Raw genomic sequence first — 24061 nt, 5'->3', positions numbered from 1 at the left:
TCACCGTGAGCTTATCTCCAAGAGGATGTGATAAACCACGCTTTATTTGCTGCGATTGACCGCCATATGCGCGAGGGCAATCAGCGCTTGCTTATACTCGCTGTCGGGTAACACCGCCAATTGTGCAATCGCTTTGTCCGCTTCATGCTGAGCTTTGCTGATGGTGTATTGCAAAGCGCCGGTTTGCTCCATTACCGCTAAAATTTGTTCGAGACGTGCTAGGCCATTGGCTTGTTCGATCGCTGCACGGATCATGGCCGCTTGCTCTGGCTCAGCGTGTTGCATTGCATACAGCAGTGGCAGTGTCGGTTTGCCTTCGGCCAGATCATCACCGACATTTTTACCCATCTCTTCACCGTCGGCGGTGTAATCCATCACATCATCAATTAATTGGAATGCAGTGCCGAGATACTTACCGTAATTTTGCATTGCCAGCTCTACTTGCGGTGAAGCATCACACAAAATCGCGCCAATTTGCGTTGCCGCTTCAAACAGACGGGCGGTTTTGGAGTAGATCACCTGCATATAGTTGGCTTCAGTGGTGTCTGGGTTGTTACAGTTCATCAGTTGCTGAACTTCCCCTTCCGCGATCACATTCACCGCATCACTCATCAGCTTGAGGATCTTTAACGATCCTAATTCGGTCATCATCTGAAAAGAGCGGGTATAGATAAAATCGCCGACTAACACGCTCGCGGCATTGCCAAACGCCGCATTCGCGGTCGCTTTGCCACGGCGCAGATCGGATTCGTCAACCACGTCATCATGCAACAGGGTCGCAGTATGAATAAATTCTACAAAAGCGGCGGCGGTCGTATGATGAGAGCCTTGGTAACCGAGAGCTCTGGCGGATAAGACCGCTAACAATGGACGTAATCTTTTGCCACCACCACTGATGATATAGAAACCAAGTTGGTTGATGAGGGAGACGTCAGAATTGAGTTGAGCGTGAATCGTTTCGTTCACTTTTGCCATGTCATTGGCAGTAAGCGCTTGGATAGCTTTAAAATCCATCGTAAATCCGGCTGATATAAGAGCGTATAAGGCATTTAGTCTTCTGGAATCGCTGCATAATACACTAAAAATTATTGATTAATACATGGCTTAAAGGCATGATTGCGGCACTTTTGTTTGGCGATTAGCTTTTCGCCACTTTTTTCAAAATATGGCTTGTCATAGGCACATCATTCACGTAGAATCTGCGCCCTATTGATGATTAGTTTAGCGCACACCCTTATCGCAAATATAGCATAGGCTGTGCGGAAAGAGCGGAGTAAAATATGTACGCTGTTTTCCAATCTGGTGGTAAACAACACCGTGTAAGCGAAGGTCAAACCCTTCGTTTAGAGAAATTAGACGTTGAAACTGGCGCAACTGTAGAATTTGATAAAGTTCTGCTGGTTGCTAACGGCGAAGACATTAAAGTAGGTGCTCCTCTTCTTGAGGGCGGTAAAGTAGTTGCTGAAGTGGTACAACACGGTCGTGGCGATAAAGTAAAAATCGTTAAGTTCCGTCGTCGTAAGCACTCTCGTAAGCAACAAGGTCACCGTCAGTGGTTCACAGAAGTGAAAATCACTGGTATCAACGCTTAAGTTATTAGGAGAGTTCAACAATGGCACACAAAAAAGCTGGTGGTTCTACTCGTAACGGCCGCGATTCAGAAAGCAAACGTCTAGGTGTTAAGCGTTTCGGTGGTGAATCTGTACTTGCAGGTAACATCATCGTTCGTCAACGTGGTACTAAGTTCCACGCTGGTACTAACGTAGGCATCGGTAAAGACCACACTCTATTCGCTCTATCTGATGGTAAAGTGAAGTTCGAGGTTAAAGGTTCTAAAAACCGTAAATTCGTTAGCATCGAAACAGCTGAATAAGCAACGTTTCTTGATGAATTCAAAAGCCCTGCCGTTTGGTGGGGTTTTTTATTTATCAAAAGTGTGGTCGACCCTAGACCCTAGACCCTAGACCTGAATGCAACCTGATCCAAGCAGGTGATTATTTTCTGGGATCTACGTTCTCAGGTTTACTAGACTGATTAAGATTTCCCACGACATTGAGTGGAGGAAAAATGAAATTTGTTGATGAAGCGGTAATTAAAGTCCAAGCGGGCGACGGCGGTAACGGTGTTGTTAGCTTTTGGCGTGAAAAATTTGTCACCAATGGCGGCCCTGATGGTGGCGATGGTGGTGACGGCGGCGATGTTTACATGCTGGCCGATGAAAACCTTAATACATTGATCGACTACCGTTTTCAGCGCTTCTATGAAGCAGAGCGTGGTAAAAATGGTGGTGGCGGTAACTGTACCGGCAAATGTGGTAAAGACAAAGTGCTACGCGTGCCAGTCGGTACTCGTGCGGTGGACATTCACACCAATGAAATCATTGGTGAAGTGGCTGAGCATGGCAAAAAAGTCATGATCGCGAAAGGTGGTTGGCACGGTTTGGGTAATGCCCGTTTTAAATCGTCAGTCAATCGCTCTCCACGCCAAAAAACCATGGGTACCAAAGGTGAAGTCCGCGATATTCGCTTAGAGCTGTTGCTGCTGGCGGATGTGGGTATGCTCGGTATGCCAAATGCGGGTAAATCGACCTTTATTCGTGCGGTTTCTGCTGCGAAACCTAAAGTGGCGGACTATCCGTTTACCACTTTGGTGCCAAGCTTAGGCGTCGTTAGCGTATTGCCAGAAAAGAGCTTTGTGGTGGCCGATATTCCGGGCTTGATTGAAGGCGCGGCAGAAGGGGCCGGTTTAGGTATCCGCTTCTTGAAGCACCTTGAACGCTGCCGAGTATTGCTGCATGTGATCGATATTATGCCGATTGATCAAAGTGATCCTGCGCATAATGCCTTGACCATTATTGATGAGCTCGAGCAGTACAGTGAAAAACTGGCCAGCAAACCGTGTTGGTTGGTGTTCAATAAAGTCGATCTGATACCGGAAGATCAAGCCGATCAAATCATCCAAGACATCATTGATGCTTTGGCATGGGAAGGCGAATACTTCAAGATTTCAGCGGCTAACCGTCAAGGGACCAAAGAGCTGTGCATGAAGCTGGCTGAATTTATGGATACCTTGCCAAAAGAGACATCACAGCCAAGCGAAGCCGAAAAAGTCGATTTCACGTGGGATTACCATCAAAAAGATGGTTTGGCTGGTCGTGAAGTGATCACCGAAGATGATGACGATTGGGATGATTGGGACGACGAAGAAGATGACGGCCACGTTATCTATGTACGTGACTAAATCACCGAACGTTAATGCCGCAACTTTGTTGCGGCTTTTTTGTGTCTAAATCATATTTCTCGCTCGCCGTTTCAGGCACACTAAGTGCCACTTTTGGACGTTGTTAGGTGTTTAGGAAAGGGATCATGGAAGCCAAACAGAGAGCCGTTTCTCGTTTGATAGCCCAGGCAGGGCAGATGTTATTAGCGCATGGCGCAGAAAGTACCCTAGTCGGCGATATTATGCGCCGAATTGGTCTCGCCAGTGGTATGAGTGAAGTCGAAGTGTCTCTTTCGGCCAGCTCTTTGGTGGTCACCACCGTTTATCATGAACATTGCATTACGACCACCAGACGTAGCCCAGATCGCGGCATCAACATGCGCGTGGTGACTCAGATCCAACGGATCTGCATCATGATGGAAAAGGGCGTGCTTGATTACCGTTTCGCTCAGAAAAAAATCAATCAAATTAGTCCGGCACGCTATAACCGCTGGTTAGTGGTGATGATGATCGGTTTGTCATGCGCAGCATTTAGCCGTTTAGCGGGCGGTGATTGGATGGTGTTTATGATCACTTTGATCGCATCCAGTGTTGGGATGATCGTGCGTCAAGAGATCGGACATCGTCAATTCAACCCACTGCTCAATTTTACCGCGACCGCTTTTGTCACCTCGGTGATTTCGGCGCAAGCGGTGGTTTATCAATTGGGTAATAAACCGACCATAGTGATGGCTTCGTCAGTATTGATGCTGGTGCCCGGTTTTCCTCTGATTAATGCGGTGGCTGATATGCTCAAAGGCTATATCAATATGGGCATTGCGCGCTTTGCGATGGCCAGTTTACTGACGTTAGCGACCTCACTTGGGATTGTGGCAGCAATGAGCGTGACAGGGATCTGGGGGTGGTAATGTTAAGTTGGGATCTAGGGTTGGGATTGCTCAACGATATGTTTTTTGCTGCCATTCCAGCGGTTGGCTTTGCGTTGGTGTTTAATGTGCCGCAACCGGCGTTGAAGTACTGTGCTCTTGGCGGTGCACTGGGTCATGGCTCGCGTTACTTGATGATGCAGTGTGGGATGCCGATTGAATGGGCAAGCTTTTTTGCCGCGACCCTGGTTGGTATGGTCGGGGTTTATTGGTCACGGCGCTTTCTCGCTCACCCCAAAGTCTTCACAGTAGCGGCACTGATTCCTATGGTGCCAGGGGTGTTTGCTTTTAAGGCGATGATTGCATTAGTTGAAATGAATCAGCTTGGCTTTTCGGTCCAACTGATGGAAGCATTATCGGAAAATTTTCTCAAAGCGATGTTTATCATCGTCGGTTTAGCGATTGGCCTTGCCGTGCCTGGGCTACTTTTTTATCGCCGTAAACCGATTATTTAATGGCTAGTAGATTGCTAGCGTAAAAGGTAACCCAAAAATGATGATCAGTATGATTGCCGCCATGGCAGAGCAGCGCGTGATTGGTAAAGACAATCAGATGCCGTGGCATTTACCCGCCGATTTTGCTTGGTTTAAACGTTGCACACTGGGTAAACCGGTGATCATGGGCCGCAAAACTTACCAATCGATTGGCCGACCTCTTCCGGGGCGGCACAATATTGTGATTTCGCGCGATGCGAACTTACAGATTGAGGGGGTGGATGTGGTCTCTTCAATCGACGGCGCATTAGCCAAAGCCGGAGCGGTTGACGAAATCATGATCATTGGCGGTGGCAGCTTATATGCAGCGTGCTTACCGTTAGCCGATAAATTGTATCTCACGCAAATTCATGCCGAGCTGGAGGGTGATACGCAATTTCCAGAGTGGGGCAGTGAGTGGCTAGAGTGTTATCGTGAGCACTATGCGGCCGATTTAAATAATGCTTATGCGATGGATTTTGTGATTTATCAACGCAGATCTTGAGCCAGATCAATCGCTAACAACCTGTTTATTAAGCGTTAATATTGATCGATTCAACTCCCCCCGCTGATGTTATCTATAAGATGAGGCGGGGGAAGCATTTGGCGTTAGCGCGCGGTTTGGGTAAAGTAGCGTTTATCTTCCCAGCGCAGCATGGTTAAACAGCCTCCCCATACGCAGCCAGTGTCGAGTCCGATCACCTCTTGGCTGGCATAGCCTTCCAAAGCCGCCCAATGGCCAAAAATCACTGTTTTTTCCAGCTTGATCCGTTGAGGTAATTGAAACCAAGGTAATAAGTGACCATCAGTCACTTGTGAGGGTGGGAGCTTACAGTGCATATCTAACCGACCATCAGGGTAGCAAAATCGCATCCGTGTAAATGCATTGATGATATAACGCAGGCGATCGAAGCCTTGTAAGGCTACGTGCCATGCGTCCGGCTGATCGTGATACATCTGCGTAATCAGGTTAGGCCATTGTGGGCCGCGTAACACTTGTGCGACCTCTTGTGCGGCTTGGCGTGCCGTGGCCAAATCCCATTGTGGAGAAATGCCGGCATGGCACACCACAAATTCTGCATGTTCCGCGAGTAATGGTTGTTGGCGTAGCCAATCGAGTAATAGTGGCGCATCTGGTGCAGCAAAAATCGCTTGAGTTTGATCGCGGCGTTTAGCGGGGTGATTGCCGAGTGCCACCGAAAGCAAATGCAAATCATGATTGCCGAGCACCACTTGCGCGGCCTCACCTAATTGATGGGCGAAGCGTAATGTCTCGAGTGATTTCGGCCCTCTAGCCACTAAGTCACCCGCAAACCATAGTCGATCTTGGCTTGGATCAAACTGGACTTGATCGAGTAGCAGTTGTAGCTCGTCAAAACAGCCTTGAATATCTCCGACGATGTAATTGGCCACACAAACTCCGTTAATTCAATACATGAGGAACCGCGAGGCGAAACGGTTCAATCTCGACCGTGAACGATTCACCTTGTGCATCGACCATTAAATAGTGTCCCTGCATCACTCCGATAGGCGTCTCTAATACAGTGCCACTGCTATAGGTGTATTCATCATTGGTGGCAATATAGGGCTGTTCGCCAACCACCCCTTCACCTTCCACTGCAATCTGTTTGCCATTGGCATCGGTGATCAGCCAACGACGACCTAATAGCTGCACCGTTTGCGGGCTGAGATTTTTAATTGTGATCAGATAAACAAACACAAAGCGTTGATATTCATGGTTAGACTGCTGCTCAACGTAGCGAGTCTGAACCTGAATTTTGATGCAGGGAAGCGAAACATCCATGAGCGATTCCTCGGTTGAGTAGGATCTCTACGCTGATAAAGCAAGGACGACTAATGTCGTCCTTGCTTTAATTATGCGTGAGTTGACGGCTGTGCATCAAGCCAGTTGGCGAGTGCTACAAACTGGGCCAAGGTCAAATTCTCAGGTCGCATACTCGGCTCGATACCGAGTTGTTGCAGGGTTTCTGGTTCGACTAAGCCTTTGTAGCAGTTACGCACGGTTTTACGACGTTGGTTAAAGCCTTCACGCACTACGCGATCTAGCCAAGTTAGGCTGGTCGCTGGGTGTGGTAAATCTTCATACGGCACTAAGCGCACCACCGCAGAATCAACTTTTGGTGGCGGAACAAACGCGGTGGGTGGCACTTCAAGTACTGGCACCACTTTGCAGTAGTATTGCGCCATCACTGTGAGGCGGCCATACGCTTTACTGTTTGGGCCTGCCGCTAAACGGTTGACCACCTCTTTTTGCAGCATAAAGTGCATATCTTGAATATCACGATGGAATTCAAAAAGGTGGAACATCAGTGGCGTTGAGATGTTGTATGGCAAGTTACCAAAGATACGCAGTTTATGGTTAGGTTTAACCAATTGCTTGAAGTCGAAACGCATCGCATCGCCTTCATGGATGGTCAGTTTGCTCGCCAACTCAGGGTGATTGCGTAAACGCTCTGCCAGATCGCGGTCAAGTTCGATCACAGTGAACTTATCCACTTCACGCCCTACTGGCTCTGTGATCGCTCCCAATCCTGGGCCGATCTCTACCAAGTTTTGTCCAGGCTGTGGATTAATTGCCGACACAATTCCATCAATGATGTAAGGATCATTAAGGAAGTTTTGACCAAAGCGTTTGCGCGCTTTGTGCCCTAAGTGGACATCATTTCTCATAGTGTTCTCGAAGTTATTGCGCTTTTTTATCAACTAATTCAATTGCGTAAGCTAATGCCGTCCATAAGCTTCCTGTATCAGCTTGTCCGGTGGCGGCCAGATCGAGCGCCGTACCATGGTCAACTGATGTGCGGATAAAGGGCAGGCCTAAGGTAATATTTACCGAACGACCAAACCCTTTATATTTAAGCACTGGCAGGACTTGATCGTGGTACATACCAAGGATCGCATCTGCTTGCTGTAAGTATTTTTCACTAAAAATGGTATCGGCTGGCATTGGGCCAACCAATTGCATGCCATATTGCTCACGCAAACGCTGTAGGGTTGGAGTGATAGTTTCAATCTCCTCCATGCCTAATACACCGTCTTCACCTGCGTGGGGGTTTAAACCACACACGTAAATTTTCGGCTCAGCAATGGCAAATTTCTCGACTAAATCCTTGTGGAGAATGTGAATGATCTGCTCTAGACGTTCACAGGTTATTGCTTGTGGCACTGCAGCTAACGGGAGATGAGTCGTGACTAACGCGGTACGTAAGCCTTCTGTAGCCAGCATCATCACCACTAGAGGGGTATTGGACTGTTCAGCAAAAAATTCAGTGTGACCGCTAAACGCGACCCCCGCTCGGTTGATCACCCCCTTGTGCACAGGGCCGGTGACAATAGCATCAAATTCGCCATTCATACAGCCTTTTGCCGCTCTTTGCAGCGTTTTTAATACATAGTGGCCGTTAGCGGGGTTGAGTTGGCCGGCAATGACGGGCTCAGCGAGTGGGATATGCTCAACCCATAGCGTGCCTGCTTGATGTGGTAAAGCTGGATGATCAGCTTGATAATCAACCAGTTTTACTTCAATTCCCAGCAGGGCAGCACGTTGACTGAGCAAAGCTTTGTCGGCACACACCACCAGTTGATGTGGCCAATCGTGAGTAGACAGTGCGAGCGCTAAATCTGGGCCAATTCCCGCCGGCTCACCGGCGGTCACGATAATCCGCTTACAGCTCATCCTTATCGTCCTTCAATACTTCAACAAAGGCGCTGGCACGTAGCTCTTGCAGCCATGCGCTCGCTTCTTCATTGAACTTACGATTGAACAAAATGCGGTATGCACGGTTTTTCAGCGCAGCATCGGTGCGGTCCACTTCTCGGCGATCCAGCACTTCGACAATATGCCAGCCATGTACGGTTTGAAAAGGCGCACTGATTTGACCCACAGGTAAGGTTTCGACTTGGTGTTTAAATTCAGGTACATACAGATCTGGCGTTTGATAGCCCAATTCACCTTTTTGTGCGGCTGAACCTGGGTCTTGGCTATATTGTTGCGCCAGTTCGGCAAAGGTGGCTTCGCCACTGTTAATCCGCTGGATCAATTCATTGAGCTGTTTTTGCGCCCCTTCATCACTGAGAATAATGGTCGGTTTGATTAGGATATGGCGCGCGTTCACTTCGGTGACGGCGACGGTTTCTAAGCCTTTCACATCATCAATTTTTAGAATGTGGAAGCCACCACCGCTGCGAAATGGGCCAATAATGCTGCCTTTATTTTGCAGTTTGATTTGATCGGCAAAAATGGTCGGCATCTCTTCTTTGCGCATCCAACCCCAATCACCACCTTGTAATGCCTTAGGCCCTTTCGAATAGGTGTAAGCCAACTGGGCAAAATCAGCCCCATTTTGCAGTTCGTCGACAAGTTGCTTGGCTAACGTTTCTACTTGAGCTTTTCCTTGCCCATCTTCAACGCGCAGTTGGATATGGCTGATTTTGTACTGCACCGTCGCGTCGGTTTCTTGCGCCAGCAGCTCGGCTAGGGTATCCACTTCAGCGGGCAAGATATTGATCCGACGACGAACCAGAGCGTTACGTGCTTCACTAGCTGCCATCTCGTTACGGACTTGCTCACGAAATTCCGGGTAAGCAAGGCCTTCTTGGGCGACGGCAGCAATCAGTTGTTCTTGAGTCTGCTGATTATTGCTGGCGATCTCTTTGATCGCTTCATTTAAGCGGCTGTCATCAATTTTCACCCCAATTCGGTCAGCTTCTTGCTGCTGCAAAGTATCAATGATCAGTTTTTCGAGCACCTGTTCGCGCAGCACGTTTTCTGCAGGTAATGCTTGATGGCTTTGTTTGGCATTGGCTTTTACCGTTTTTAGTGCGCCATCAACATCACTTTGTAAGATCACGCCACTATTGACGATGACCGCAACGCTATCGAGTGCTTGCGGCTCCGCGTGAGCATTGAATAAAGTCAGTGCACTGATAACGCTAATTAGTGTGGTTTTCCACAATTTCATGGGCAGTCCTATCTGAAAGTTTTTAGCCTGAGTCCGCTCAGGCGAGTAAATTAGTTGTTGAGGAAGAATGGGCGGCCATAACCAAGTGAATTGCCCGCGCTATCAACCCCAGTCATGCTTGAACCAGCACCGATACTGGTCCCAAAACCAATAATGCCGATATTGAAGCTAAAGTTGTTTTCATAGATCGGGCTCGCGTAAGGGTCGGTCACAAAGTTACCATTCCAGCTTTTCAGTTGGTTGCTGTAGGTAAAGCCCATGTACCAACAATCTGATGTATAGGTGAGGTTAGCTAGCCACTCTAACGCTTGCTGGGTGGTTAGGTCATAATAATATTGACCGCTGGCTTTCCAGCGTCGATTAATCTGATAACCCGCCAGTAGACCTGCCTGGGAAATTCCATCTTTGGTTATATCATCAATATTGGCAATGCTATCTCCAACCGTATTACGGATGTAATCTTTGGCAACATAGCGGTAGTTGCCTTGCAGGTAGCCGTCAGTAAAGCGGTACTCTAAGGTACTGTTGCCCAGTTGAATATCTTGGGTATCAATATCGTATTGGATGCCGCCATGGTAGAACAGATAATCGGCAAAGTTAAAGTCCATCTCGACCGCCCATGCCGAATAGCTCGATTCTTTATCGCCATTACTATTGGAGGGGTTGAGCTTACTGTCGAGGTAGAAAATTTGACCAAATGCGATATTGAGCCGCTCTTTATACGCGTCATCAAAAAAGCGGCTTGAGGCTCCGTAGCTAATTTGGTTGGCCGATTTAATGTGGTCGACCCCACTGTATTTACGGCTACGAAACAGTCCGTAATAGTCCGTTTGCAGCATGGTCGAATCGTAGAGACCGATATTGCTCTGATCTTGCTCGGGCACGAATAGATACTGAATTCTTGGTTCAAGCGTCTGGGTGTAGCTATCTAACAGGATAGTATCGCGCTCAAGTACAATACCCGCACCACTTCGAAATTCTGGGATTACCCGAGTAACACTCTCTTCGAGTTTGCTATCGGTGGTGTTATCCAGATCTTGTTGATAATAAGTGCCGAGCAAACGTGCTTCGGTGGTCCAGTTACCCCAAGTATTGCTGAACGGAATTTTTAAACCCGGTTCGACATGAACCCGAGTCGCTGACGGTTTACCTTTAGCATCGGTTTCAAAGCGCGAAATATGGCTGATCAAATCAAGATCCAAGTATTTCATCAGCTCTGGGGCGTAATAGTTATAGCTCAGTTGCGGCATTAACCGATAGGGTAAGTTGGTGCTGGTGGTATCATTGGTCAGCAATTGAAAATCACGCACTAGCAGTGACGAATCCCAGTTTTGGGTACGATAGGTCGCGCGCCCTTCTTGGATTAATTGACCATCTTCACGTTTACCGATCCCCGAATCTAAATCAGAGAAATAGTTGATATCGCTGACTTTCGAGTAATCAATCTCAAACTTCCATGCCTGTTGGAAAATCCCAGTGTGCTCATATTGCACCGCCCAACGATTGCCTTGCTCAGCATAGAGTTTATCGTCGGGTAAAAATTCAGCCTTAATTTGGCCACGCCCAAAATCACTCAAATAGCGGAACTGGCTATTTAATTGCGTACCGCGTTTTTGCATGTAGATGAAGGTGGTTTCTAAATCGTAATTGGGCGCTAAGTTCCAATAAATCGGCACTTCAAGCTCATAACCATTGCGAGAGCCATAAGAGGCGGTCGGGTAGAGAAAGCCGGTTTTACGGGTATCGCCAATCGGCACCGTCAAATAAGGCAGATAGAAAATCGGTACATTTTGCACTTCAAGGCGTGGATTGTAGAAAGTGGCAATCTCTTCATCTTGGTCAACATCAATGCTGGAAGCGCGCATACGCCAAGCATTATCCCCATCTGGACATGAGGTTATCGAACCATCTTCAATTTCGTACACGGTTTTACCGGTTTTAGACACAAACACCGCTTCACCTCGTCCCGGTTCGCATAAGAACTGGTAACGGGTATTTTCGAGCGTCATTTGATCGGTATTGAGATGGTTGGTGGCTCGGGTCGAGTGGGTTTTGATTTGGCCATCGCTAAACTGTACATTACCTTCAGCGACCACTAAGTTCTCTTGCTGATGCAAAGTGACATTGTCGGCGGCAATTCGCTTGTTACCTTGCACCACCACCACATTGCCCGAATAGGTTGCTTGCTGACCATTGATTGCCTCTAGCTTATCCGCTTCGACATTGATAGGCTGTTGGCCTGGATTAGTAGGCTCTGGCGGATTAATTAAGCACTGCTCACCACTGAGCTGTGGAGTGTGATGGTCATCGACACCTGCTTCTGCTTGTATCTGAGGTGCAAATAGCGCAGCGCTAATTGAGGCGGCTAAAAATGTGCGGGAGAAGCATGACATTAGGTTGTACTATCCTGTTGAGCTTAATGGCCTGTTGAACTGGATGGATTCCGAACTTAGGAGCCTGAAACATAGACGTTCCTTATCATAAAGGAAATTGACGCATCCGCCACTATCAGACCGCTTCACTCCAGAAAAATTCATAGATTGAGAGCACATAATGCATATTTTTGGAAAAATATTGGGCGCTTTTTTTGGCTTCCTATTTGGGGGACCTTTCGGTGCAATTTTTGGGATCTTCCTTGGTCATCAATTTGATAAAGCTCGCCGTTTAAATCAGGCTGGTTTTCAACCAGGTGCTGGCGCTTTTGGCGCAGGCCCCAGCCAAGCGGAGCGGCAAGAGCAATTTTTTAAAGCCGCTTTCTCGGTAATGGGGCACGTCGCCAAAGCGAAAGGGCAGGTAACCCAACAAGAAATTCAGCTCGCGACCATTATGATGGATCGCATGAACTTAACCAGCGAACAAAAACGGGCAGCACAAGAGGCTTTTCGTGAGGGGAAAGAGGCTGATTTTCCTCTCGAACAGGTGCTAGAACGGGTGAAGATTGCTAGCGCTGGGCGCTTTGACTTATTACAGTTTTTCCTTGAATTGCAAATCTCTGCTGCGTTTGCCGATGGGGATATTGATCCTAATGAGCGCAATGTATTGCACCGTATTGCGCGTGGGTTAGGTTTTTCGGCGGATCAGCTTGAGCGGCGTTTACGTATGCAAGAAGCGGCGTTTCGCTTTCAGCAAGGTGGCGGTTTTGGCGGTGCGGGTTCACAGCAGCAAAACCAGCGAGACCAGCACTGGCAAGCTTCTTCAGCGCGAGATCATCTGGCCGATGCTTATGAATTGCTTGGCGTTACCGACAGCAGTAGCGCGCAAGAGATCAAGCGGGCTTATCGTAAGCTGATGAATGAACACCATCCGGATAAATTGATGGCCAAAGGTTTACCACCGGAAATGATGAATATGGCGAAAGAAAAATCGCAGCAGATCCAATCCGCCTATGAGTTAATCCGCAAACAGCGTGACATTAAGTAATTTGCAGTTTCAACAACGGCAAAAAAGGCAAATCATTCGGTTTGCCTTTTTTTATCGGCGCAAATGATGGGTAGGAGACGAGGGCAAGTATCCGTGATCGACACACTCTTCTTACTGGAAGCTGCAGTGGTGTTGGCTAGGTTATTCACCCCAATCACATCGTTGGCCTATGCTCACTCACTGGCTCACCGTCTTCCTGCAACTGCAAGTTGTTTGGCTATAAGTTGCAGATAAAATAAAACCCAGTCAAAGACTGGGTTTTGAAAGGTGGCTCCTCCTGCTGGGCTCGAACCAGCGACCTGCGGATTAACAGTCCGTCGCTCTACCGACTGAGCTAAGGAGGAATTGTTCTTTTTATTTAATGGTGCCGACTACCGGAATCGAACTGGTGACCTACTGATTACAAGTCAGTTGCTCTACCTACTGAGCTAAGTCGGCAACTCAACTTGCAAAGCAAGCTGAAAATTGGCTCCTCCTGCTGGGCTCGAACCAGCGACCTGCGGATTAACAGTCCGTCGCTCTACCGACTGAGCTAAGGAGGAATTGTTCTTTTTATTTAATGGTGCCGACTACCGGAATCGAACTGGTGACCTACTGATTACAAGTCAGTTGCTCTACCTACTGAGCTAAGTCGGCACATTGATTATTGCTGGTAGCACCAACAAATAAAATTGTGGTGCCCGGAGGCGGAATCGAACCACCGACACGAGGATTTTCAATCCTCTGCTCTACCGACTGAGCTATCCGGGCGACGGGGTGTATTAAAAGGGTTTTCGTGGTGGCCGTCAACATGAAAATATAAAAAAAGTGTTGTTTGATGTTTTTCTATACTTAATGGCCTGTTTTTGTCCATTTAGATCGCCAGTTTGTGGTTAAATCGGCAATTAAAGTGCTCTAGGCATCGGTATTTTCTGCGTTAAAAAGCGAAGAAAATAAAAAAGCACGTAACGAGACGTGCTTATTCCACATGGTTTATTGCTAATTTTGGTGGTTAACGAGGCACGGAAAAGTGGCCTGCCCACTGTTCTAACTCATTCGCGAGCTGAGTTAAAGTTTGCGCGCTATTGTGGCTTTGGGTGACCACGCGGCTTAACTCGCAGCCACTTTCTTCAATCATATTAATCCGCTGGGCGATATCATCGCCGATTTGTTGATTTGCCTTATCAGTATGCAATGCCTGTATTACGCCGAATGGGTGGCTTGATTGGTTGATGAAATCATTTTAGGTATTGCAGTGCTACGAGCTAGCAGGAGAAATGCAGATAAAGAAAAACCCAGTCAAAGACTGGGTTTTGAAAGGTGGCTCCTCCTGCTGGGCTCGAACCAGCGACCTGCGGATTAACAGTCCGTCGCTCTACCGACTGAGCTAAGGAGGAACAATTTTTATTGTGTCTTTGGCACAACTTTTAATAGTGGTGCCTCGAGGCGGAATCGAACCACCGACACGAGGATTTTCAATCCTCTGCTCTACCGACTGAGCTATCGAGGCAAATTTTAAGTGGTGCCGGCTGCCGGAGTCGAACTGGCGACCTACTGATTACAAGTCAGTTGCTCTACCTACTGAGCTAAGCCGGCACGCGTAACCTTTGCTGTTTGTGTCTTACACCAACAATCTAAAATTCGTGGTGCCCGGAGGCGGAATCGAACCACCGACACGAGGATTTTCAATCCTCTGCTCTACCGACTGAGCTATCCGGGCAACGGAGCGCTATTAAACGTATTTTCCTTTACTTCGTCAACCTGTTTTTTGAAAAAATTCGCCAAATCAGTTTGTTTGCGGATAATTTAAACAAAACTAGGCCGGTTATTAGCCAGCATTAAATTCTTTCTTAAATTGAGTCACTTTTTCTAAGTAACGGCGCGCTTCGGCGTTGGGATGTTTTTTGGTCAGCGCCCAATAGACTTGATTTGGTTGTAAGCCATTAAGATCACGCATCGCACGCTGGCGATCTTTGCTAAACGTATTTAATACCCCGCCAGTGCCACCGTTATAAGCCGAAATCATGCTGTATTCGAGCGAGGTTGGATGGCGAACATCTTTCAAATAGCGATTTTTTAAAATGTAAAAATAGGCGGTTCCGGTATCAATATTGTTTTCTGGGTTAAACAGGTACTCAGGCGTCGGTTCTCCGGAACGATTTTTAACCAGTTTAAACACATCGCGGCCGGCGGTTTTCGGCACTACTTGCATTAAGCCATAAGCATTGGCCCAACTGACCGCATAGGGGTTGAAGCTACTTTCGGTTTTAATAATCGCATAGATTAGATCTTCCGGAATATCGTACTTTTGTGCCGCGCGGCGTACGATATTGGCGTATTTATAACCACGGATCTCCACTTGATCTTTAACCATCGGGATCTCGACGTAATAGGCTTTTTTGAAATCCACTTGTTTCACTTTCAGATGTTTGGCAATCAGATAATCGGCATAGCGCTGAGCGCGCCATGACCACTGGATCGCTTGCCCATCTTGATCGAGTACTTGTTGGTACAAAAAGGGCTGGCCTTTCAGTTGAATATCTTTCGAGGAGAATAGGTCGACATTAGCCGGATCATCTGGAGTGAGTAAGGTGGTGATGATCGCATTGCGTAAATGTGCTTTCGGATCGGTAGGGGAAACGGTTTCGACGATGATCCGCCCTTCGCTGAAATTCACTTCTGTGCGGCTGAGGTAATTATCTATGTATTTGACGTAATTGTTTTTGCCGGCGATTTTGAGCTCGCGGCGTCCCCAGCGTTTTTCAATATTGCCAGAGAAACTGTTGATCAATGCATCTAACGCGGCGGTATCTTTCTCAAACTGGCCGGGAAGTTGAGCTAAGTTCTTAGCGAAGCGGTTAGTGGGTTGGTAATCCACGTCGTAAATTTTCTCAATAAATTCACGACTACAGCCACTCAATAATAGCGTGGTGATACATAGCACTAACGTTCTCATGCGCCTCCTAAAGCGAACTTTCGCTACTCCTGATGCGAAAATGACATCATAACCAATTGGTATGATGTCATTTTTTATCGGCAGATGAAATGCGAAATTTGTTACTTGCTCGGTGGAGTATAACCTTCAATGTGGACTTCTTTACCTTCAAACAAGAAGTTGACCATCTCTTGTTCAAGCAGTTTACGGTGCTCGGCATCCATCATGTTGAGCTTTTTCTCATTGATTAACATGGTTTGTTTGCTTTGCCATTGTGCCCAAGCTTCTTGGCAAATGTTATCGAAAATTCGTTTGCCCAATTCACCGGGGTAGAGCTGGAAATCTAAGCCAGCCGCTTGTTTATTGAGTCGGGTACAAAATACGGTGCGAGCCATTCACGCTTCCTCTTTAATGTGGCGATCAATGTCGAATGGTAAGCTGTGCAGCAGTTGTTTGACTGGCGCAGCCAAACCAATCGCATCGGGTTGACTTAAGTTATACCAAAGACCTTTGCTGCCTTCCATGATGATGTCTGGTTTGCGCTTTAATTGCAGCAAGATCGGCGTAATATCCAGATGATAATGGCTAAAAGTGTGGCGAAAGGCGATCAGCGTTTGTTGGGCGCTGATGGTGTGATCATCAATCGCCCGCTGATCGAGACGGGTTTGAATATTGGCGCTGTCCGATTGTGGGAAGCAGTAGAGGCCGCCCCAAATGCCGTTTTGCGGGCGTTGTTCAAGCCACACAGCATTATCGTGATAGAGCATAACAAACCAAGTGGCTTTGACTGGCTTGTCGGCTTTCGGTTTTTTGCCCGGATAATCTTGCGGATTGCCTTGCTGTTTAGCCACACAAAACGAGGCCACTGGGCATAGGCTGCATTTAGGTTTGCTGCGGGTGCAGATCAGCGCGCCCATATCCATCATAGCTTGGTTGTATTTATCGACATCCACTTGAGGGGTATGCCTTTGTGCGTAATGCCACAACTGATTTTCAACGCTTTTCTGTCCCGGCCAACCTTCCACGGCAAAGCAGCGTGCCAAAGTGCGTTTTACATTGCCATCTAAAATGGCATGCGGTTTTTGATATACCGAAGAGAGTACCGCAGCTGCGGTGGAGCGGCCAACGCCGGGTAGCGCATTCATCTGCTCTAAATCGGTCGGAAACTCACCGCCATATTCACTCACAACCATTTGCGCCGCTTTGTGCAGGTTGCGCGCTCTGGCGTAGTAGCCAAGTCCGGTCCAAAAATGCAGCACTTCATCTTGCTCTGCCTTGGCCAACGCTTGCACGGTTGGGAAGCGCTCTAAAAATCGCGCAAAATAGGGGATCACGGTCGCAACTTGGGTCTGCTGTAACATGATTTCAGATAACCAAACGCGATACGCATTTTTGTGTTGCTGCCACGGCAGATTTTTGCGGCCGTAGGCGTCATACCAAGTAAGGATCGCTTGTGCGAAAGGGGTCACGACTTGCTCATTATGGTTGTTTAATGTTGAGGGGTAAAATTGCACCACAGATTGAGGATGAAGTACAACCGACAAATCATAAGGATATTGAGATGGGATGTTTGATGAGCGCGAATAACACTTGCACCGCTGGCGATTCTTTGGATAATTCCCGCTCTGATTTAGCAATGGGCAGGCAATACAAATGAGCGAAGTGATCACCCAGGAATTCACCGAAGATGGCAAAGTGCTGCGTCGGATCCGTAGCTTTGTGCGTCGTGAAGGTCGTTTGACCAAAGGCCAGGAAGCCGCAATGAAAGAGTGCTGGCCAGCCATGGGCATTGATTACCAGCCAGAGTTATTGGATTGGCAACAGGTGTTTGGCAACACCAATCCAGTTGTGCTGGAAATTGGTTTTGGCATGGGCGCGTCACTGGTGGAAATGGCGAAAAACGCACCGCACAAGAATTTCATCGGTATTGAAGTACACAGCCCAGGTGTGGGCGCTTGTTTGGCCTCAGCGCGTGAAGCGGGCGTGACCAATCTACGTGTTATGTGCCACGATGCGGTCGAAGTCTTTGCTCATATGATCCCAGATAATAGCCTGCATACTTTGCAACTGTTCTTCCCAGATCCTTGGCACAAAAAGCGTCACCATAAACGCCGCATTGTGCAGCTTGAATTTGCTGAAATGGTGCGTCAAAAATTGATCATCGGCAGTGGTGTCTTCCACATGGCGACCGACTGGGAAAACTACGCCGAACATATGATTGAAGTGATGGATCAAGCGCCTGGTTTTGCTAACTTGGCCAGCGAAGGCAGTTACATCCCGCGTCCTGATGAGCGTCCGCTGACCAAATTTGAGCAGCGTGGCCATCGCCTCGGCCATGGGGTGTGGGATATCAAGTACCAACGCACCGCTTAAATATCTCCTTGCTACTTGAAGCTGCAGCGCTGTTGGCGATGTTCATTCACCCCAATCACATAGTCTGTCTATGCTGATGGGGATGAACTCACTTGCCACCGACTTGTAACTTCAAGTCGTTTAGGTATGGAAATTTTGCTTAAGCCAACCTCTGATGTTGGCTTTTTTGACCCTCATCCTCCGGCTACTGATCTGCTAAGGTAGTGAGAGCTAAACCCATCTTAAAGAGCCAATCATGAAGCCAAGCGCAGAGATTTTAGCCAGCATTGTTGAAGAGGTTCGCCCCCTCACTCGCCAAGGCAAAGTGGCCGATTACATTCCCGCGCTCGGTAAAGTATCGCGCGATAAATTAGCCATTGCGGTATTCACCAATCAAGGTGAAGTGATCAGCGCGGGCGATGCGCAAGAAAGGTTTTCGATTCAGTCGATTTCCAAAGTACTGAGCCTCACCTTGGCGATGGGCTTGTATCAGCCTGATGAGCTATGGCGTCGTGTCGGTAAGGAGCCATCGGGTCAGGCGTTTAACTCTTTAATTCAGCTTGAAATGGAGCAAGGCATTCCGCGTAATCCATTTATTAACGCAGGGGCGATTGTGGTCAGCGATATGCTACACAGTCGCTTGTCGGCTCCGCGTCAGCGCTTGTTGGAGTTTGTTCGTCAACTGAGTGGCGAGCCGCAAATTGCGTATGACAAAGTAGTGGCAGCTTCGGAGATGATGCATAGCGATCGTAATGCGGCGATTGCCTATTTAATGCGTTCATTTGGTAATTTTGACAATGAGGTCATCCCCGTACTGCACAACTATTTTCATGCCTGCGCTTTGAAAATGAGCAGTGTTGAATTGGCGCAAACCTTCAGCTATCTGGCTAATAAAGGGGTTTCGGTAGTGACAGGGCAGAGTGTGATCACTGCGACGCAAAGTAAACAAATGAATGCGCTACTCGCGACCTGTGGGTTGTACGATGGTGCTGGTGAGTTTGCTTATCGAGTTGGCATGCCCGGAAAATCTGGGGTTGGCGGTGGCATTGTCGCGGTGGTACCCGGTGAGATGACCATCGCAGTATGGTCTCCAGCATTGGATCCATCGGGTAATTCGCTTGCGGGCACTCGCGCGTTAGAGCTACTCGCGCAGCGGATTGGTCGCTCAATTTTTTAAGCTATCCCCTTGCTACTTGAAGCCGCAGCGGTGTTGGCAGCATTCGCTCACCCCAATCACATAGTGTATCTATGCTCATGGGGATTATGAGAGCCATCCTTGGCTCTCACCAAAGGCCAGCCGATGGCTGTGCAAATTTGTTCCAGACAAATTTGTCACTCATTTGCCGCCAACCTGCAACTCCAAGTAGTTTGGGGATTAAAGATAAAAACCAAGAGGCGCACGCGCCTCTTTCTTATTCTTCGTCATCGGCCATAAAGGCGGCAAGCAGATCATTGAGAAACAGTTTACCCTTTTGGGTGATTTGCCAGTGCAACTCATCTTCACTGAGATAACCTTCACTGAGCGCCCACTCGATGGTGGGGCGGATCACTTCAAGCGTGAGTCCGGTTCGGGCCGTAAAATCGGCTTTAGGACACGCTTCAATCAAGCGAAAACGGTTCATAAAGAACTCAAATGGCTTGTCTTGATCGGCCACCCACTGCTCACTATCCAAATACGCTTTGGCCAAATTATTGAGCGCGGCCAAATAACCGCGCGGATGCTTAGTTTTGCTGGTGCGGAGAATGCGCCCATCCGCAAAACTTAACTTGCCATGCGCACCACAGCCAATCCCGAGATAGTCGCCAAAACGCCAATAATTGAGATTGTGCTGACACTGATAGCCCGGTTTGCTGTAACCGGAAATCTCATACTGCACATAACCGGCCTCACTCAGCTTTTGATGGCCAAGCTCGAAAATATCCCACAGTGCATCTTCATCTGGTAACTGTGGCGGCTTGGAGTAAAACAGGGTGTTGGGTTCAATCGTCAATTGATACCAAGATAGATGAGGAGGATTAAGTGCAATCGCTTGATCCAGATCGGCCAGCGCCTGCTCAGTGGTTTGATCGGGTAAACCGTGCATCAGATCTAAATTAAAGCTATTTAAGCCAATTTGGTGAGCCAATTGTGCGGCGCGAACGGCCTCTTGCTGACCGTGAATACGCCCTAAACGTGCCAATTTTTCTGGAGCAAAGCTTTGTACCCCAATCGAAATCCGTGTAACGCCTGCACGGCGATAATCGGCAAAGCGCTGCGCTTCTATGGTGCCTGGGTTGGCTTCCATGGTGATTTCGATCGCGAGATCAAAGGCAATCCGTTTGGCAACCTGTTGCAGTAATTCGGCGATCCCTTCAGCGGAGATCAGGCTCGGTGTCCCACCACCAATAAAAATGGAGTGCAGTAAGCGATCATCGGTTTTGAGCTGGTAGCGTTCAATATCACGATCCAGATCATCAAGCAGCGCCGCTAAATAGTCTTGCTCAGGGATCTCGCCTTTTTGTGCGTGCGAGTTGAAATCGCAGTATGGGCATTTTTGCACACACCACGGAATATGGATGTATAAGCTTAGCGGCGGAGGCGTTAGCATGTGTGCTGCTCTTGCAATGCGGCGAACAATTTTTGCAGCGCCTGCGCTCGGTGTGACAACTGCTTTTTACGCGCTGGCTCTAGCTCGGCAGAGGCGCAGTGTTCTTCTGGAACCCAGAAGATCGGATCGTAACCAAAGCCATTGCTGCCGTGTGGCGCAGTGAGGATTTTGCCTTCCCATTTGCCGTGACAAACGATAGGCGTTGGATCATCGGCGTGACGCATCAGCACCAACACGCAGTGAAAACGCGCACTACGCTCTGACTCTGGCACACCTTGCATCGCGGCTAACAGTTTGTTGAGGTTGTCGCGATCACTGGCATTTTCACCGGCATAGCGTGCGGAATAAATGCCGGGCGCACCGTGCAGATAATCTACTTCCAAACCTGAATCATCCGCAATCGCTGGCAAACCGGTCATTTTCGCGGCGTGACGCGCTTTGATGATCGCATTTTCGATAAAGGTCGTACCGGTTTCGGCCGCTTCGGTCAGGTTAAATTCGCTTTGTGCGATCACATCAAAGCCAAAGTCGGCCAATAAATCGGCCATTTCACGCACTTTGCCTTGATTACCGGTAGCTAAAACGATCTTTTTCATGTTGTTCTCTGTATTTAATGTTTGCTTGGCCGAGCGCGTCGGCGTGGCGTATTCGATAAAAACTCCCTCAAGGAGGGAGTCGGATTAGGCGATTAAGCTGGCAATTTCGCTCGGGATTTGACTGGGCTGCAGGATGCGTACTTGCTTATGTCGCCCCTGTTCGCCTTTTTCTATTAACACCGAACCTTTTGCTACTTTGCACTGCTTGGCGAGAAACTTGCTCAAGTGGGCATTGGCTTTACCATCAACGGGCGGAGCGGTGATTGCGATTTTTAGCTCATCACCATGCACGCCAACAATCGTGTCGCGGCTAGCTTTGGGTTGAATATAGAGCCGCAGCAGTAAGTCCTGCCCCTCTCGCCACACCGCAACCATTATAGCTGATACCAAATCGGGCCAATCAGATCGCCGATTAAGAAGTTGGCAAATTGCAGCACGATAAATAGCACCAGTACGCTGAAATCAAAACCGCCCATCGCGGGGAGAATGCGACGGATCGGCGCGAGCATCGGTTCCGTCAATTGGTGGAACACGTATTCAATCGGGCTACGGCCTTGGCTGACCCAACTGAGGATCGCGCGGATCAACAAGACCCAGAACAGCAAACCACCGGCCGCTTTAATTAAAGAGAGCAAACCGAGGTAGAGGAAATCGGCACTGAAAGAGACAGCACCGCTAGAGGCAATCAGCACCAAGGCGACGTATTTCAGTACGCACAGCAGATAGGCAAACAGCACGGTAGCCAAATCAATACTGCCGAGCGATGGGATCATACGGCGCAGGGGACCAACCACTGGCTGAGTCACCTTGACGATAAATTGTGAAAACGGATTGTAGAAATCCGCACGTGCGGCTTGCAGCCAAATACGCAAAATGACCACCATAATGTAGAGATCAAACAGCGTATTGATAAGAAAGCTCATTGAATTCATAAATTGCCCTTAGTGATTTGGCGGCCGCTCATTGCAGAGGCGAAACCGTCGGAATATTAAAACAGTTGTTCCATTTCTTGTGCACGTGTGACTGCCGCTTGCATCGCTTTGGCGACAATCTCGCTCAGTTGGTGATCGTTAAAAGTCTGGATCGCTTGTGCTGTGGTACCACCTTTTGAGGTGACTTGTTCACGCAAGGTGGCCAGTGAGAGATCCGGATTGGCTTTGACCATTGCTGCTGCTCCGAGTGCGGATTGTTGCACTAATCGGCGGGCTGTCGCTTGATCAAAGCCTTGCGCCATTGCTTCTTGTTGCATGGCTTGCATAAATAAGAAGAAATAAGCCGGAGCACTGCCCGCCGCGGCAATCACGCTGTTGATGGCGGATTCTTTTTCTACCCAGCATACTTCACCGACGCTTTGCATCAGTTGTGTGGTAAAGGCTTTATCGGCTTGGCTCACCGAATCCGGCGCGTATAAGCCGCTCATGCCAAGGTTGACCAAAGATGGGGTATTGGGCATCACGCGCACGACATTAAGCTCAGTGGCGAGCATTTGATTAAGGCGCTGCACGCTAATGCCTGCGGCGATCGAAATGACCAATTTGCCTGAAAAATCGACGCCTTGTAACGGTTTACACACCTCGGCCATTAGCTGCGGTTTGACCGCTAATACGACAACATCCGCTTGTTGCGCTGCGGCGAAGTTATCGCTGGTGGTGCGAATGGCGTATTGCGTTTCTAAAGGCTGACGGCGAGTTAATGATGGCGCGCTAGCCACAATTTGAGTTGCGGGGTAGCCGCTCGCAATTAAGCCAGCAATAATCGCGTGTGCCATGTTACCGGCACCAATAAAGGCAATACTTCTGTGTTCCATTTGATGCTCTCAATGTTTAACTGCTCACCCAGTACCATCGCCGGGCTGATTATCGCTTAAGCGCGCTGGTAATCCCGCTCGCCAAAAATGGCGGTGCCAATCCGTACCATAGTGCTACCCGCGGCAATCGCGGCAGGCATATCACCACTCATTCCCATCGATAAGGTATCGATGTGCGGATATTTTTGCGCCAGTTGCTGCTGTAACTGTGCCAATTGAGTGAATGCCGCCAATTGCGCAGGGTAATCGGTCACGTTTTCTGGAATCGACATCAATCCTCTTAAAGTGAGGTTTGGCAGACCAGAAATCAATTCAGCGAGTGTAAATAATTGCTGCGGTTCTATGCCAGATTTTGAGGCTTCACCGCTGGTATTGACCTGGATCAGCACTTGCAATGGCGGCAGATGCGCAGGGCGCTGTTGATTGAGGCGCAGGGCAATTTTGTCGCGTTCAATGCTCTGTACCCAGTCAAAATGCTCAGCCACTAAGCGGGTTTTATTGGACTGGAGTGGACCAATAAAGTGCCATTCGAGTGCCAACTGTGGATGATGTTCGGCAAAATAGCGGATTTTATCCACCCCTTCCTGTACATAGTTTTCACCAAAGCAGCGTTGACCGGCTTCGGTGGCGGCCACAATCGCCGCGACAGGTTTGGTTTTGCTTACCGCGAGAAGTTGCACAGAGCTTCGAGCGCGGCCACATTTTTGTTGCGCGCTTGCGATCTGTGCCGTGATATGTTCAATGTTTTGTTGAATACTACGCATAGCCAGACTTTATTAAGGAA

General features: G+C 48.4%; 25 protein-coding genes, 9 tRNA genes and 1 pseudogene. 9 read left to right on the top strand and 26 right to left on the bottom strand.

Annotation, left to right across the window (positions count from 1 at the left end; all coding sequences use genetic code 11):
* Positions 1-42 precede the first annotated feature (42 nt).
* The gene (gene ispB / locus G7083_RS04295) at positions 43-1014 is read right to left on the bottom strand and encodes an octaprenyl diphosphate synthase (protein ID WP_166013736.1); all 972 of its coding nucleotides are present in this window, start codon (positions 1012-1014) and stop codon (positions 43-45) included.
* Positions 1015-1280: 266 nt separating this feature from the next.
* On the opposite strand from ispB, the gene rplU reads away from it, so the two are divergent.
* The 6 genes from rplU (at position 1281) to folA (ending at position 5123) form a co-directional block, all read left to right on the top strand.
* Positions 1281-1592, top strand: coding sequence for a 50S ribosomal protein L21 (rplU, locus tag G7083_RS04290; RefSeq protein WP_045569813.1), 312 nt, complete (start codon positions 1281-1283; stop codon positions 1590-1592).
* 20 nt (positions 1593-1612) lie between these two features.
* Positions 1613-1873, top strand: a complete 261-nt coding sequence (gene rpmA, locus G7083_RS04285) for a 50S ribosomal protein L27 (protein WP_166013735.1) — start codon at positions 1613-1615, stop codon at positions 1871-1873.
* A 194-nt stretch (positions 1874-2067) separates the two neighbouring features.
* Complete coding sequence (gene cgtA / locus G7083_RS04280; protein WP_166013734.1) at positions 2068-3240, top strand: Obg family GTPase CgtA; 1173 nt, start codon at positions 2068-2070, stop codon at positions 3238-3240.
* Positions 3241-3365: 125 nt separating this feature from the next.
* A complete protein-coding gene (locus G7083_RS04275) occupies positions 3366-4127 on the top strand; it encodes a threonine/serine exporter ThrE family protein (protein WP_166013733.1) in 762 nt (253 codons plus the stop codon).
* On the top strand, positions 4127-4600 hold the full coding sequence (locus tag G7083_RS04270) for a threonine/serine exporter family protein (protein ID WP_166013732.1): 474 nt from the start codon (positions 4127-4129) through the stop codon (positions 4598-4600). Before G7083_RS04275 ends, G7083_RS04270 begins: the two co-directional genes overlap by 1 nt.
* Positions 4601-4637: 37 nt before the next feature.
* Positions 4638-5123: a type 3 dihydrofolate reductase gene (gene folA, locus G7083_RS04265; protein ID WP_166013731.1), complete on the top strand. Its 486-nt coding sequence runs from the start codon at positions 4638-4640 to the stop codon at positions 5121-5123.
* Positions 5124-5227: 104 nt separating this feature from the next.
* On the opposite strand, the gene G7083_RS04260 is transcribed toward folA, so the two are convergent.
* The 6 genes from G7083_RS04260 to lptD form a co-directional block, all read right to left on the bottom strand.
* Positions 5228-6031, bottom strand: coding sequence for a symmetrical bis(5'-nucleosyl)-tetraphosphatase (locus tag G7083_RS04260; RefSeq protein WP_166013730.1), 804 nt, complete (start codon positions 6029-6031; stop codon positions 5228-5230).
* A 10-nt stretch (positions 6032-6041) separates the two neighbouring features.
* On the bottom strand, positions 6042-6422 hold the full coding sequence (apaG, locus tag G7083_RS04255; RefSeq protein WP_166013729.1) for a Co2+/Mg2+ efflux protein ApaG: 381 nt from the start codon (positions 6420-6422) through the stop codon (positions 6042-6044).
* Between the two features lie 71 nt (positions 6423-6493).
* The gene (gene rsmA / locus G7083_RS04250) at positions 6494-7309 is read right to left on the bottom strand and encodes a 16S rRNA (adenine(1518)-N(6)/adenine(1519)-N(6))-dimethyltransferase RsmA (RefSeq protein ID WP_166013728.1); all 816 of its coding nucleotides are present in this window, start codon (positions 7307-7309) and stop codon (positions 6494-6496) included.
* A gap of 13 nt (positions 7310-7322) precedes the next feature.
* Positions 7323-8315, bottom strand: a complete 993-nt coding sequence (pdxA, locus tag G7083_RS04245) for a 4-hydroxythreonine-4-phosphate dehydrogenase PdxA (RefSeq protein WP_166013727.1) — start codon at positions 8313-8315, stop codon at positions 7323-7325.
* Positions 8305-9600 (bottom strand): peptidylprolyl isomerase SurA, encoded by a 1296-nt coding sequence (surA, locus tag G7083_RS04240; protein ID WP_166013726.1) that lies wholly within the window; start codon positions 9598-9600, stop codon positions 8305-8307. Before surA ends, pdxA begins: the two co-directional genes overlap by 11 nt.
* Before the next feature lie 50 nt (positions 9601-9650).
* On the bottom strand, positions 9651-11993 hold the full coding sequence (gene lptD, locus G7083_RS04235) for an LPS assembly protein LptD (protein WP_166013725.1): 2343 nt from the start codon (positions 11991-11993) through the stop codon (positions 9651-9653).
* 160 nt (positions 11994-12153) lie between these two features.
* On the opposite strand from lptD, the gene djlA reads away from it, so the two are divergent.
* On the top strand, positions 12154-13020 hold the full coding sequence (gene djlA, locus G7083_RS04230) for a co-chaperone DjlA (protein WP_166013724.1): 867 nt from the start codon (positions 12154-12156) through the stop codon (positions 13018-13020).
* Between the two features lie 268 nt (positions 13021-13288).
* Here djlA and G7083_RS04225 read toward each other — a convergent pair.
* The 13 genes and pseudogenes from G7083_RS04225 to mutY all read right to left on the bottom strand — a co-directional run bounded on the left by G7083_RS04225 (position 13289) and on the right by mutY (position 17403).
* Positions 13289-13364 (bottom strand) — tRNA-Asn (locus tag G7083_RS04225).
* Between the two features lie 18 nt (positions 13365-13382).
* A tRNA-Thr gene (locus G7083_RS04220) sits at positions 13383-13458 on the bottom strand.
* A gap of 28 nt (positions 13459-13486) precedes the next feature.
* Positions 13487-13562: transfer RNA gene (locus tag G7083_RS04215), tRNA-Asn, on the bottom strand.
* Between the two features lie 18 nt (positions 13563-13580).
* Positions 13581-13656: transfer RNA gene (locus tag G7083_RS04210), tRNA-Thr, on the bottom strand.
* A 38-nt stretch (positions 13657-13694) separates the two neighbouring features.
* A tRNA-Phe gene (locus G7083_RS04205) sits at positions 13695-13770 on the bottom strand.
* 241 nt (positions 13771-14011) lie between these two features.
* Positions 14012-14170, bottom strand: a pseudogene (locus tag G7083_RS04200) (methyl-accepting chemotaxis protein); the annotation flags it as partial.
* A gap of 150 nt (positions 14171-14320) precedes the next feature.
* Positions 14321-14396 (bottom strand) — tRNA-Asn (locus G7083_RS04195).
* Between the two features lie 37 nt (positions 14397-14433).
* Positions 14434-14509, bottom strand: a tRNA-Phe gene (locus tag G7083_RS04190).
* Between the two features lie 10 nt (positions 14510-14519).
* Positions 14520-14595: transfer RNA gene (locus G7083_RS04185), tRNA-Thr, on the bottom strand.
* Positions 14596-14643: 48 nt separating this feature from the next.
* Positions 14644-14719 (bottom strand) — tRNA-Phe (locus tag G7083_RS04180).
* Positions 14720-14827: 108 nt separating this feature from the next.
* Complete coding sequence (gene mltC / locus G7083_RS04175) at positions 14828-15955, bottom strand: membrane-bound lytic murein transglycosylase MltC (protein ID WP_166013723.1); 1128 nt, start codon at positions 15953-15955, stop codon at positions 14828-14830.
* Between the two features lie 101 nt (positions 15956-16056).
* Complete coding sequence (locus tag G7083_RS04170) at positions 16057-16329, bottom strand: oxidative damage protection protein (RefSeq protein WP_166013722.1); 273 nt, start codon at positions 16327-16329, stop codon at positions 16057-16059.
* Positions 16330-17403 (bottom strand): A/G-specific adenine glycosylase, encoded by a 1074-nt coding sequence (mutY, locus tag G7083_RS04165; protein WP_166013721.1) that lies wholly within the window; start codon positions 17401-17403, stop codon positions 16330-16332.
* Positions 17404-17587: 184 nt separating this feature from the next.
* Here mutY and trmB point away from each other — a divergent pair, with 184 nt between their 5' ends.
* Positions 17588-18307, top strand: coding sequence for a tRNA (guanosine(46)-N7)-methyltransferase TrmB (gene trmB / locus G7083_RS04160; protein WP_166013720.1), 720 nt, complete (start codon positions 17588-17590; stop codon positions 18305-18307).
* Positions 18308-18542: 235 nt separating this feature from the next.
* Complete coding sequence (gene glsB, locus G7083_RS04155) at positions 18543-19463, top strand: glutaminase B (protein ID WP_166013719.1); 921 nt, start codon at positions 18543-18545, stop codon at positions 19461-19463.
* Positions 19464-19698: 235 nt separating this feature from the next.
* Here the strand turns inward: glsB and hemW are convergent, their stop codons facing one another.
* The 6 genes from hemW to G7083_RS04125 form a co-directional block, all read right to left on the bottom strand.
* Complete coding sequence (gene hemW, locus G7083_RS04150) at positions 19699-20874, bottom strand: radical SAM family heme chaperone HemW (protein ID WP_166013718.1); 1176 nt, start codon at positions 20872-20874, stop codon at positions 19699-19701.
* Entirely contained in the window at positions 20868-21470 is a 603-nt protein-coding gene (locus tag G7083_RS04145) for an XTP/dITP diphosphatase (protein WP_166013717.1), read from the bottom strand. Before G7083_RS04145 ends, hemW begins: the two co-directional genes overlap by 7 nt.
* Before the next feature lie 84 nt (positions 21471-21554).
* The gene (gene yggU / locus G7083_RS04140; protein ID WP_166013716.1) at positions 21555-21845 is read right to left on the bottom strand and encodes a DUF167 family protein YggU; all 291 of its coding nucleotides are present in this window, start codon (positions 21843-21845) and stop codon (positions 21555-21557) included.
* The gene (locus G7083_RS04135; RefSeq protein WP_166013715.1) at positions 21845-22402 is read right to left on the bottom strand and encodes a YggT family protein; all 558 of its coding nucleotides are present in this window, start codon (positions 22400-22402) and stop codon (positions 21845-21847) included. The genes yggU and G7083_RS04135 overlap by 1 nt, the downstream gene beginning before the upstream one ends.
* 56 nt (positions 22403-22458) lie before the next feature.
* Positions 22459-23277: a pyrroline-5-carboxylate reductase gene (gene proC / locus G7083_RS04130; protein WP_166013714.1), complete on the bottom strand. Its 819-nt coding sequence runs from the start codon at positions 23275-23277 to the stop codon at positions 22459-22461.
* Between the two features lie 56 nt (positions 23278-23333).
* Positions 23334-24041 carry a YggS family pyridoxal phosphate-dependent enzyme gene (locus G7083_RS04125; protein ID WP_166013713.1) on the bottom strand — a complete coding sequence of 236 codons (708 nt, stop codon included), beginning with the start codon at positions 24039-24041 and terminating at the stop codon, positions 23334-23336.
* Between the last annotated feature and the right edge of the window lie 20 nt (positions 24042-24061).

The sequence above is a fragment of the Vibrio sp. HDW18 genome, assembly GCF_011306175.1.
Lineage (GTDB): Bacteria > Pseudomonadota > Gammaproteobacteria > Enterobacterales > Vibrionaceae > Vibrio > Vibrio chanodichtyis.
This window is presented reverse-complemented; position numbering and strand designations above follow the sequence as displayed.